At 57.8% G+C, this 11,720-nt stretch carries 11 protein-coding genes; all 11 read left to right on the top strand.

Annotated elements, in window-relative coordinates; all coding sequences use genetic code 11:
- Positions 1 to 18: 18 nt before the first annotated feature.
- From wzzE to wecG, 11 genes are read left to right on the top strand one after another with little or no spacing between them, the layout of a single operon-like run.
- Positions 19 to 1,065: an ECA polysaccharide chain length modulation protein gene (wzzE, locus tag HMPREF3178_RS09320; RefSeq protein ID WP_024274881.1), complete on the top strand. Its 1,047-nt coding sequence runs from the start codon at positions 19 to 21 to the stop codon at positions 1,063 to 1,065.
- Between the two features lie 56 nt (positions 1,066 to 1,121).
- On the top strand, positions 1,122 to 2,252 hold the full coding sequence (gene wecB, locus HMPREF3178_RS09315; protein WP_004107651.1) for a non-hydrolyzing UDP-N-acetylglucosamine 2-epimerase: 1,131 nt from the start codon (positions 1,122 to 1,124) through the stop codon (positions 2,250 to 2,252).
- Positions 2,249 to 3,511, top strand: coding sequence for a UDP-N-acetyl-D-mannosamine dehydrogenase (gene wecC, locus HMPREF3178_RS09310; RefSeq protein WP_017145178.1), 1,263 nt, complete (start codon positions 2,249 to 2,251; stop codon positions 3,509 to 3,511). The genes wecB and wecC overlap by 4 nt, the downstream gene beginning before the upstream one ends.
- Positions 3,508 to 4,575, top strand: a complete 1,068-nt coding sequence (rffG, locus tag HMPREF3178_RS09305; protein ID WP_004116976.1) for a dTDP-glucose 4,6-dehydratase — start codon at positions 3,508 to 3,510, stop codon at positions 4,573 to 4,575. Before wecC ends, rffG begins: the two co-directional genes overlap by 4 nt.
- A 17-nt stretch (positions 4,576 to 4,592) precedes the next feature.
- Positions 4,593 to 5,474, top strand: coding sequence for a glucose-1-phosphate thymidylyltransferase RfbA (gene rfbA, locus HMPREF3178_RS09300; protein ID WP_004107659.1), 882 nt, complete (start codon positions 4,593 to 4,595; stop codon positions 5,472 to 5,474).
- A complete protein-coding gene (gene rffC / locus HMPREF3178_RS09295) occupies positions 5,452 to 6,126 on the top strand; it encodes a dTDP-4-amino-4,6-dideoxy-D-galactose acyltransferase (protein WP_016808209.1) in 675 nt (224 codons plus the stop codon). Before rfbA ends, rffC begins: the two co-directional genes overlap by 23 nt.
- Positions 6,127 to 6,130: 4 nt before the next feature.
- Entirely contained in the window at positions 6,131 to 7,261 is a 1,131-nt protein-coding gene (rffA, locus tag HMPREF3178_RS09290) for a dTDP-4-amino-4,6-dideoxygalactose transaminase (RefSeq protein ID WP_004116980.1), read from the top strand.
- Position 7,262: 1 nt separating this feature from the next.
- Positions 7,263 to 8,513 (top strand): lipid III flippase WzxE, encoded by a 1,251-nt coding sequence (gene wzxE / locus HMPREF3178_RS09285; protein WP_004107662.1) that lies wholly within the window; start codon positions 7,263 to 7,265, stop codon positions 8,511 to 8,513.
- Positions 8,510 to 9,589, top strand: a complete 1,080-nt coding sequence (locus HMPREF3178_RS09280; protein WP_004107664.1) for a TDP-N-acetylfucosamine:lipid II N-acetylfucosaminyltransferase — start codon at positions 8,510 to 8,512, stop codon at positions 9,587 to 9,589. The genes wzxE and HMPREF3178_RS09280 overlap by 4 nt, the downstream gene beginning before the upstream one ends.
- Positions 9,586 to 10,932, top strand: coding sequence for an ECA oligosaccharide polymerase (gene wzyE / locus HMPREF3178_RS09275; RefSeq protein WP_004116984.1), 1,347 nt, complete (start codon positions 9,586 to 9,588; stop codon positions 10,930 to 10,932). Before HMPREF3178_RS09280 ends, wzyE begins: the two co-directional genes overlap by 4 nt.
- A gap of 11 nt (positions 10,933 to 10,943) precedes the next feature.
- Positions 10,944 to 11,684 (top strand): lipopolysaccharide N-acetylmannosaminouronosyltransferase, encoded by a 741-nt coding sequence (gene wecG, locus HMPREF3178_RS09270; RefSeq protein WP_004107669.1) that lies wholly within the window; start codon positions 10,944 to 10,946, stop codon positions 11,682 to 11,684.
- Positions 11,685 to 11,720: the final 36 nt, after the last annotated feature.

Raw genomic sequence — 11,720 nt, 5'->3', positions numbered from 1 at the left:
AGTCAATCTGGGGACGTGATGACTCAACCATTACCGGGAGCACAAACAGTGAACGTTGAGAATGAGCTGGATATTCGCGGGCTGTTTCGCGCCCTGTGGGCAGGAAAAAGCTGGATAGCAGGTTTCGCGGTGCTCTTTGCACTGATTGTTCTGGTCTATACCTTCTTTGCTCGCCAGGAGTGGAGCGCGACGGCAATTACCGACCGGCCGACGGTGAACATGCTGGGCGGGTACTATTCGCAACAGCAGTTTTTACGCAATCTCGATATCAAGGCCAATCTCGTCTCGGTCGATCAACCTTCGGTAATGGATGAAGCGTATAAAGAGTTCATTATGCAGCAGGCGTCATGGGATACCCGCCGCGATTTCTGGCTGCAAACGGACTACTACAAGCAGCGCCAGTCGGGTAACGCCCGCGCCGATGCCGCTTTGCTGGACGATCTGATTAACGACATTCAGTTTATGCCCGGCGATGCGCTCAAAAGCGTTAACGACAGCGTGAAGCTGACGGCGGAAACCGCCCCGGATGCCAATAATCTGCTGCGTCAGTATGTCGCCTTCGCCAGCCAGCGCGCGGCGGGTCACCTGAATGACGAGCTTAAGGGCGCCTGGGCCGCGCGAACCGTGCAGATGAAAGCGCAGGTTAAGCGCCAGGAAGAGGTGGCGCGCGAAATTTTCAATCGCCGCATGCATAGCGTGGAGCAGGCGCTGAAAGTCGCCCAGCAACACAATATTTCCCGCAGCGAAACCGACATTCCACCAGACCAGCTGCCGGATTCCGAACTGTTTTTACTGGGCCGGCCGATGCTGCAGGCCCGTCTGGAAAATCTGCAGGCGGTCGGGCCGCAGTACGATCTTGATTATGACCAAAGCCGAGCCATGTTAACGACGTTAAACGTGGGACCGACCCTGGACCCGCGTTTTCAGACTTACAGGTATTTGCGAACGCCTGAAGAACCGGTAAAACGCGATAGCCCGCGCCGCGCGTTTCTGATGGTGATGTGGGGGATTGTGGGCGCGCTCATCGGCGCAGGCGTTGCGTTAACGCGTCGCCGTGTCCAGTGAATGCGACCTGTGGTGAAGGACATCCAGCCTTCATCGCCTAATCGAAGAGAATCGATGTGAAAGTACTAACGGTATTTGGCACGAGACCAGAAGCCATCAAAATGGCGCCTCTGGTTCATGCGCTGGCAAGGGATCCTCATTTTGAGGCGAAAGTTTGCGTGACCGCGCAGCATCGGGAGATGCTCGATCAGGTGTTGAAACTTTTTTCTATTGTTCCGGACTACGACCTTAACATCATGCAGCCGGGTCAGGGGTTGACGGAGATTACCTGCCGCATCCTTGAGGGCTTAAAGCCGGTGCTGGAGTCGTTTAAGCCAGATGTGGTGCTGGTGCATGGCGATACCACCACGACGATGGCGGCAAGCCTTGCCGCTTTCTATCAGCGCATTCCGGTGGGGCACGTGGAAGCCGGACTGCGCACGGGCGATCTGAGCTCGCCGTGGCCGGAAGAGGGGAACCGCACGTTGACCGGGCATCTGGCAACGTACCATTTTGCGCCGACGGAAACCTCGCGGCAGAACCTGCTGCGGGAAAATATTGCCGATAATCGGATCACGATAACCGGCAATACGGTTATTGATGCGCTGTTTTGGGTGCGCGATCGGGTACTGAGCGATGAAGCGCTGCGTAACGAGCTGACTCAGCGTTATCCTTTTCTCGCCAACGGTAAGAAGATGATTCTGGTCACCGGGCATCGTCGGGAAAGCTTTGGCCGCGGTTTTGAGCAAATCTGCCACGCGCTGGCAGAGATCGCTGCCAATAACCCAGACGTACAGATTGTCTATCCGGTGCATCTGAACCCGAACGTCAGCGAACCGGTTAACCGTATTCTCGGCCACGTTGAGAACGTCATGCTTATTGAGCCGCAGGATTATCTGCCGTTCGTCTGGCTGATGAATCGCGCGTGGTTGATTCTGACCGATTCCGGCGGTATCCAGGAAGAGGCGCCATCGCTCGGCAAACCGGTGCTGGTAATGCGCGAAATGACCGAGCGTCCGGAAGCGGTCAGCGCGGGAACCGTATGCCTGGTGGGTACCGACAGCCAGCGCATCGTCAATGAAGTCACGCGCTTGCTGCATGATGAGTCCGCCTGGCAGGCCATGAGCCGGGCGCATAACCCGTACGGCGATGGACAAGCGTGTCATCGTATTTTGTCTGCACTTAAAAATAATCAGGTAACGCTATGAATTTTTCTACCATTTCAGTGATTGGCCTTGGATATATTGGCCTGCCAACCGCTGCCGCGTTCGCCTCCCGGCAAAAGCGGGTGGTCGGCGTTGATGTCAATCAACATGCCGTGGAGACCATTAACCGTGGTGAAATTCATATCGTGGAGCCGGATCTGGCGAGCGTCGTTAAAACGGCGGTCGAGCAGGGCTATCTGAGCGCCACCACCGCGCCAGTAGAAGCTGACGCCTATCTGATTGCGGTGCCGACGCCGTTTAAAGACCTGCACGAACCGGATATGGTTTTCGTCGAGTCGGCGGCTAAATCTATCGCGCCGACGCTGAAGAAAGGTTCGCTGGTTATCCTCGAGTCCACTTCGCCGGTAGGTTCAACCGAACAGATGGCGGAATGGCTGGCGGAAATGCGCCCCGATTTGAGCTTCCCACAGCAGGCTGGCGAAGCGGCGGACGTGAATATCGCCTACTGCCCGGAGCGCGTTTTGCCGGGTCAGGTCATGATTGAGCTGATCAAAAACGATCGCGTGATCGGGGGTATGTCGCCGGTTTGCTCAGCCCGCGCCAGCGAGCTGTATAAAATTTTCCTCGAAGGCGAATGTGTGGTGACTAACTCTCGCACCGCCGAAATGTGCAAGCTGACAGAAAACAGCTTCCGCGACGTTAATATCGCTTTTGCCAATGAACTTTCGCTGATTTGCGCCGATCAGGGGATTAACGTCTGGGAACTGATTCGCCTGGCGAATCGCCATCCGCGCGTGAACATTCTCCAGCCCGGTCCGGGCGTTGGCGGTCACTGCATCGCGGTCGACCCGTGGTTTATCGTGGCGCAAAACCCGCAGCAGGCGCGGCTTATCCGTACCGCGCGTGAAGTTAACGACCATAAACCAGAGTGGGTGATCGATGAAGTTAAAGCGCGGGTCGCCGACTGTCTTGCCGCCAGCAACAAACGCGCCAGCGAGATAAAAATCGCCTGCTTTGGCCTGGCGTTTAAGCCGAATATCGATGATCTGCGCGAAAGCCCGGCCATGGCCATCGCCGCACAAATCGCCCGCTGGCACGGCGGCGAAACCCTGGTTGTTGAGCCGAATATCCACCAGTTGCCGAAGAAGCTTGATGGCCTGTGCGCTCTGGCGTTGCTCGACGAAGCGCTGGCGAGCGCCGATGTGCTGGTGATGCTGGTCGATCATAAAGAATTTAAAGCGATTAGCGGGGATAGCGTCAGCCAGCAGTTTATCGTCGATACCAAAGGGGTATGGCGGTGAGAACGATTCTGGTCACCGGCGGCGCCGGTTTTATCGGTTCTGCGGTGGTGCGTGAAATCATCACTGCAACCAGCGATAACGTGGTGGTGGTTGATAAGCTGACCTACGCGGGGAATCTGATGTCGCTGGCGCCTGTCGCCGGGGATCCGCGTTTTGCTTTTGAACAGGTGGATATCTGCGATCGCGCTGAACTGGACCGGGTATTTCGCCACTATCAGCCCGATACGGTGATGCATCTGGCCGCTGAAAGCCACGTTGACCGCTCTATTGACGGCCCGGCGGCGTTTATCGAAACCAACATTGTCGGTACCTGGACGCTGCTGGAAGCGGCCAGGGCCTGGTGGAATACGCTGGCGAACGATAAAAAATCCGCCTTTCGTTTCCACCACATCTCAACGGATGAGGTCTATGGCGATCTGCACGACAGCGGCGCGTTTTTTACCGAAACCACGCCCTATGCGCCCAGCAGCCCCTATTCGGCGTCGAAAGCCAGCAGCGATCATCTGGTGCGCGCCTGGAAGAGAACCTATGGCCTGCCGACGCTGGTCACCAACTGCTCGAATAACTACGGACCGTATCATTTCCCGGAAAAACTGATCCCGCTGACTATCCTGAACGCGCTGGCGGGTAAACCGCTGCCGGTTTATGGCAACGGGCAGCAGATCCGCGACTGGCTGTACGTTGAAGATCACGCCAGGGCGCTCTATCGGGTGGCAACGAGCGGTGAGCCGGGCGAAACTTACAATATCGGCGGCCATAACGAGCGGAAAAATATCGAGGTAGTGGAAACCATTTGCGATCTGCTGGAAGAGCTGGCGCCGCGCAAACCGGAAGGCCTTGCGCGCTATCGCGATCTCATCACCTTTGTTGCCGATCGTCCCGGCCACGACCTGCGCTACGCTATTGATGCGGCGAAAATAGCGCGTGAACTGGGCTGGACGCCGGCCGAAACGTTCACCAGCGGGATGCGCAAAACCGTTGCGTGGTACCTGGCTAATGAAGCCTGGTGGCAGCAGGTGCTGGACGGCAGCTATCAGGGTGAACGCCTGGGGCTGCAAGCCTGAGCGCTTGAGGGGGTAAAATGAAAGGTATTATTCTGGCAGGCGGATCGGGTACCCGCCTGCATCCGATCACGCGCGGCGTCTCAAAACAGCTGCTACCCATCTACGATAAGCCGATGATCTACTATCCGCTCTCGGTGCTGATGCTGGCCGGGATTCGCGAAGTGCTGATCATTACCACCCCGGACGACCAGCGCGATTTCCAGCGCCTGCTTGGCGATGGTTCGGAGTTCGGCGTTCAGCTCAGCTACGCCGCGCAGCCAAGCCCGGACGGGCTGGCGCAGGCCTTTATCATCGGCGAGGCGTTCCTCAACGGTGAGCCCTCATGCCTGGTGCTCGGCGATAATATCTTTTTCGGCCAGGGTTTTAGCCCGAAGCTCCGTAGCGTCGCGTCCCGCACTTCCGGGGCGACGGTGTTTGGTTATCAGGTGATGGACCCGGAACGCTTTGGCGTGGTGGAGTTTGATGACGATTTCCGCGCGATTTCGCTGGAGGAGAAGCCAAAGCAGCCCAAATCCAACTGGGCGGTAACCGGCCTCTATTTCTACGACGGTAAAGTCGCGGAATACGCAAAACGGGTTAAACCCTCGGCGCGCGGCGAGCTGGAGATCACCTCCATCAATCAAATGTATCTCGACGATGGCGCGCTAACGGTTGAGCTGCTGGGCCGCGGTTTTGCCTGGCTCGATACCGGCACGCACGATAGCCTGATCGAAGCCAGCATGTTTGTGCAAACGGTGGAAAAGCGTCAGGGTTTCAAGATTGCCTGCCTGGAAGAGATCGCCTGGCGCAACGGCTGGCTGGACGACGACGGCGTGAAGCGCGCGGCGAAACGGCTGGAAAAAACCGGCTACGGTCAATACTTACTGGATTTACTCCGTGCCCGCCCGCGCCAGTATTGAGTCCCTGGAGTGGGAGAACCGCTTCTTCGGCGTCAATAGCGCTATCCTGCGCTTTGGCGATGATGCGCCGCCGCTGACGGTGGACGCGCTGGCGAACTGGTCGCGGGTACAGGCGAAAGTTGCGGCGGATGATACCGCACGCCTGGATGCGCTGCAGGCATTGGGCTTCCGACTGGTGGAGGGCGAGGTCGATCTCGCGCTTTCGCCAGCCGCTTATGGTGATAGTGGCGCCGAGCCGGCGACCGAGGCGGATATTCCCCGGCTGCGTGAACTGGCAGCGCTGGCCTTTGCGCAGAGCCGTTTTCGCGCGCCCTGGTACGCAGCCGATGCCAGCGGCCGTTTCTATGCCCAGTGGATTGAAAATGCGGTGCGCGGCACCTTCGATCATCAATGTCTGGTGTTTCGCGCCCCTGGCGGCGATATCCGCGCGTTTGTCTCCCTGCGCCAGCTTAGCGCGCACGAGGCAAGGATTGGCCTGCTGGCCGGACGCGGAGCAGGAGCGGAATTAATGCAGGCAGCTCAGGGCTGGACCGCGCTGCGCGGGCTGAAGACACTGCGGGTGGCGACCCAGATGGGCAACACCGCCGCGCTTAAACGTTACATTCTTAGCGGTGCGAATGTCGAAAGCACCGCGTACTGGTTATACAGGTGACATGATGATTCCATTTAACGCGCCGCCGGTGGTGGGAACCGAGCTTGATTATATGCAGTCCGCGATGGGAAGCGGCAAGCTGTGCGGCGATGGCGGTTTTACCCGCCGCTGCCAGCAGTGGATGGAGCAGCGCTTCGGTACTGCCAAAGCCCTGCTGACGCCGTCCTGCACCGCTTCGCTGGAAATGGCGGCGCTGCTGCTGGATATCCAGCCGGGCGATGAAGTGATTATGCCGAGCTATACCTTCGTCTCCACCGCCAACGCCTTTGTGCTGCGTGGCGCAAAAATCGTCTTCGTTGATATTCGTCGCGACACCATGAATATTGATGAAACGCTGATTGAAGCGGCGATCACCGACAAAACCCGCGCGATTGTGCCGGTCCACTACGCCGGCGTGGCCTGCGAAATGGACACCATTATGGCTATCGCCAGCAAACATAATCTGTTTGTCGTGGAAGATGCCGCTCAGGGCGTGATGTCGACCTATAAAGGCCGGGCGCTCGGTACTATCGGCCATATTGGCTGCTTCAGCTTCCATGAAACAAAAAACTACACCGCGGGCGGTGAAGGCGGCGCGACGCTGATTAACGATCGCAAGCTGGTAGAGCGCGCGGAGATCATTCGAGAAAAAGGCACCAACCGCAGCCAGTTTTTCCGTGGTCTGGTGGATAAATACACCTGGCGTGATATCGGCTCCAGCTACCTGATGTCCGATTTACAGGCGGCCTATCTGTGGGCGCAGCTGGAAGCGGCGGAGCGAATTAACCAGCAGCGCCTGGCGCTGTGGCAGAACTATTACGAGGCCCTGCTGCCGCTGGCGCGCGCCGGGCGTATCGATCTGCCGATCGTGCCCGCCGACTGCGGGCACAATGCGCATATGTTCTACATCAAGCTGCGCGATATTGACGATCGCAGTAAGCTGATTGCCTGGCTGAAAGAGGCGGAGATTCTGGCCGTGTTCCACTATATTCCGCTGCATAGCTGCCCGGCCGGGGAGAATTTCGGCGTGTTCCACGGGACGGATCGCTTCACGACTCAGGAGAGCGAACGCCTGCTGCGTTTGCCGTTATTCTACAACCTGTCGAGCGTAAACCAGCGCACGGTGATTAACTCGCTGCTGAGCTATTTCTCCTGATATGTCGCTGGCTAAAGCTTCTCTGTGGACCGCAGCGTCCACGCTGGTCAAAATCGGCGCCGGTCTGCTGGTGGTTAAACTGCTGGCGGTGTCGTTCGGCCCGGCAGGCGTGGGGCAGGCGGGCAACTTCCGCCAGCTGGTGACCGTGCTTGGCGTGCTGGCGGGGGCCGGAATCTTTAACGGCGTCACGAAGCTGGTAGCCCAGCATCATGACGATCGCCGGCAGTTGCACAACGTCGTCGGCACCGCTTCAGCGATGGTGCTGGGGTTCTCCACCCTGCTGGCGCTGATATTCCTGCTGGCGGCGGCGCCGATAAGCCAGGGTCTGTTCGGTCATCAGCATTATCAGAATCTGGTACGGCTGGTAGCGCTGGTACAGATGGGCATTGCCTGGGCGAACTTCCTGTTAGCGCTGATGAAGGGGTTTCGCGATGCGGCGGGCAATGCGCTGTCGCTTATCGCCGGGAGCCTGATTGGCGTGGCGGCGTACTATGCCTGCTACCGTTTCGGCGGCTATCAGGGCGCATTGCTGGGACTGGCGCTGGTACCTGCGCTGGTGGTCGTGCCGGCGGCTATCGTACTGTGGCGACGCGGCAATATTCCGCTGAGCGCGCTGCGTCCGCGCTGGGACAACGGCCTCGCAGGGCAGCTGTCGAAATTTACCCTGATGGCGCTGATTACTTCGGTGACGCTGCCGGTAGCCTACGTGATGATGCGTAACCTGCTGGCGGCCCACTATGGCTGGGACGCGGTGGGGATCTGGCAGGGGGTAAGCAGCATCTCCGATGCCTATTTACAGTTTATTACCGCATCATTTAGCGTTTATCTGTTACCGACATTGTCCCGCTTGACGGCGAAAGCGGATATCACCCGTGAGATTGGCAAATCGTTAAAATTTGTTCTCCCGGCGGTAGCTGCAGCCAGCCTGACCGTATGGCTGCTGCGCGATTTCGCTATCTGGCTGCTGTTTTCCGACCGCTTTACGGCAATGCGCGATCTGTTTGCCTGGCAGTTGGTGGGCGATGTGTTGAAGGTCGGGGCATATGTTTATGGCTATCTGGTGATCGCCAAAGCCTCGCTGCGTTTTTATATTCTGACGGAAATCAGCCAGTTCACGCTGTTGACCGCATTCTCGCACTGGCTTATACCGGCGCACGGCGCTATCGGCGCGGCGCAGGCGTATATGGCTACTTATATTGTTTATTTCGCCCTCTGTAGCGGCGTGTTTTTACTTTGGCGTAAACGGGCATGACAGCACTGATACATGTACTGGGATCGGATATCCCGCACCACAACCAGACCGTTCTACGGTTCTTTAATGATGAGCTGGCCGTCAATGACGAGCAGGCTCGCCTGTTTATGGTCGTCGGTGATGCGACAGGAATTCGCGAAGCGTACCCCGCGCTCTCCATCAGCTGCTATCCGGGGAAGAAGTCGCTGGCAAAGGCGGTTATCGCGCTGGCAAAGGCGAACCGGCAGCAGCGCTTTTTCTTTCACGGCCAGTTTAATACCGGCCTGTGGCTGGCGCTGCTCAGCGGGGGGATCCGCCCGGCGCAGTTTAACTGGCACATCTGGGGCGCGGATCTGTATGAGAATTCCGCCAGCCTGAAGTTTCGCTTGTTTTATCCGCTGCGGCGCCTGGCGCAGGGGCGGGTAGGGCGCGTCTTTGCGACCCGCGGCGATCTCAGTTGGTTCGCCGCCCGGCATTCGGGCGTGCCGGGCGAATTGCTCTATTTCCCGACCCGCATGGATCCGGCGCTGAACTCGCTTGCTGAAAGCGCGCCGCGCGGCGAGACGCTGACTATCCTGGTGGGGAATTCCGGCGACCGCAGCAACGAGCATATCGCCGCGCTGCGCGCGATTCATCAGCAGTTTGGCGATACGGTCAACGTTGTCGTGCCGATGGGTTATCCGGCCAATAATAGCGACTACATCAATGAAGTTCGCGCGGCCGGCGCGGCGCTGTTCAGCCCGCCGCATCTTCAGGTACTGGGCGATAAGCTGGCGTTTGATGACTATCTGGCCCTGCTGCGCCGCTGCGATCTTGGCTACTTCCTGTTTGCCCGCCAGCAGGGGATCGGCACGCTGTGTCTGCTGATTCAGGCGGGGATCCCCTGCGTGCTGAACCGGGAGAATCCCTTCTGGCAGGATATGTCGGAGCAGCATATTCCGGTACTCTTTACCAGCGATACGCTGGACGCGGCCGTGGTGCGTGAAGCGCAGCGCCAGCTGGCCGGCGTGGATAAGAATCAGATTGCCTTCTTCCGTCCTAATTATCTGACGGGCTGGCGACGGGCGTTGCGGATTGCCGCGGGGGTGGATGCATGACATTAATGCAATTTAGCGGACTGCTGCTGGTTTGGCTGCTGTCGACGCTTTTTATCGCCACCGCCACCTGGTTTGAATTTCGTCGGGTGCGCTTCAACTTCAACGTCTTTTTCTCGCTGCTGTTTCTGCTGACCTTTTTCTTTGGCTTTCCGCTGACCAGTATTCTGGTGTTTCGCTTCGACGTGGCGGTCGCCCCGCCGGAAATTCTGTTGCAAACTCTGCTGGTTTCCGTCTGTTTTTATGCGGTTTACTACGTGACTTATAAAACGCGGCTACGCTCGGCGGCGCAGAGCCATCAGCATCGTCCGCTGTTTACGATGAACCGCGTGGAGACCCATCTGGCCTGGGGGATTTTGCTGGGACTGGCGCTGCTCTGCGTCGGGATCTTCTTTGCGCATAACGGCTTTCTGTTATTCAAGCTCAACTCCTATAGCCAGATCTTCTCCAGCGAAGTTTCCGGCGTGGCGCTAAAGCGTTTCTTCTACTTTTTCATTCCGGCAATGCTGGTGGTCTATTTTCTGCGTCAGGATTATAAAGCGTGGATATTCTTCCTCGTCAGCACCGTCGCATTTGGTCTGCTGACTTACGCCATCGTTGGCGGGACCCGGGCGAATATCATCATTGCGTTTGCCATCTTCCTGTTTATTGGCATCATTCGCGGCTGGATAAGCCTGTGGATGCTGGCGGCGGCGGGCGTACTGGGCATCGTCGGCATGTTCTGGCTGGCGCTCAAACGCTACGGAATGAACGTCAGCGGCGATGAAGCGTTTTATACTTTCCTCTATCTGACCCGCGATACCTTCTCGCCGTGGGAGAACCTGGCTCTGCTGCTGCAAAATTACGACAAGATTGAGTTTCAGGGCCTGGCGCCAATCGTCCGCGATTTCTATGTTTTTATCCCCAGCTGGTTGTGGCACGGTCGACCGACAATGGTGCTCAATACCGCGAACTATTTCACCTGGGAAGTGCTGAATAACCATTCTGGCCTGGCGATTTCGCCAACCCTGATTGGCTCGCTGGTGGTGATGGGGGGCGTCTGGTTCGTGCCGCTGGGCGCGGTAGCGGTTGGGCTGATTATTAAATGGTTTGACTGGCTGTACGAGCTTGGCAACCGGGAAACGAACCGCTATAAAGCGGCGATCCTGCACAGTTTCTGTTTTGGCGCTATCTTCAACATGATCGTGCTGGCGCGTGAAGGGCTGGATTCCTTTGGCTCTCGCGTGGTTTTTTTCCTCGTTATCTTTGGGATCTGCCTACTGGCGGCGAAACTGCTGTACTGGTTCCTCGATAGCGTCGGGCTGATTCATAAGCGGGCTAAACCGCTGACGCAACCTCAAGTCTGATAAGGGTGTACATGACTGAGACTACATCCGCGCCGTTGTACCTGCTGAGAGGGTTGCAACTCATTGGTTGGCGCGATATGCAACATGCTCTGGACTATCTGTATGCCGATGGCGAGATCCGTACGGGTACGCTGGTGGCGATTAATGCAGAGAAGATGCTGGCGGTAGAGGATAACCCCGAAGTTCGGGCGCTGATCGAAGCCGCAGAGTTTAAATATGCTGACGGCATCAGCGTGGTGCGCTCATTACGTAAAAAATACCCTCAGGCGCAGGTATCGCGCGTCGCCGGGGCTGATTTATGGGAAGCGCTGATGGCGCGCGCTGGCGCTCAGGGAACGCCGGTATTTCTGATCGGCGGTAAGCCCGAAGTGCTGGCGCAGACGGAACAGCAGCTTCGCCAGCGCTGGAACGTAAACATCGTCGGCAGCCAGGACGGCTATTTCGCTGCTGACCAGCGTCAGGCGCTGTTTGAACGTATTCGCGATAGCGGGGCGAAGATCGTCACCGTGGCGATGGGGTCGCCGCGTCAGGAGATCCTGATGCGCGATTGCCGGGAAGTTTATCCGCAGGCGCTTTATATGGGCGTAGGCGGAACCTACGATGTCTTTACCGGCCATGTTCAGCGAGCGCCGAAGTTCTGGCAGGACCTGGGGCTGGAGTGGTTTTATCGCCTGGTTTCGCAGCCGAGCCGAATAAAAAGGCAGGCGCGTCTGCTGCGCTATTTACGCTGGTATTATACCGATAAGCTTTGATATTCCACTGCGAGCGGGCGGGTTTACCTGGATATT

Origin of the sequence: Klebsiella sp. HMSC09D12, assembly GCF_001808475.1 — a bacterium.
GTDB classification, from domain to species: Bacteria; Pseudomonadota; Gammaproteobacteria; order Enterobacterales; family Enterobacteriaceae; genus Klebsiella; species Klebsiella oxytoca.
The sequence above is the reverse complement of the archived record's forward strand: the minus strand, read 5'-3'. Positions and strand labels throughout refer to the sequence as shown.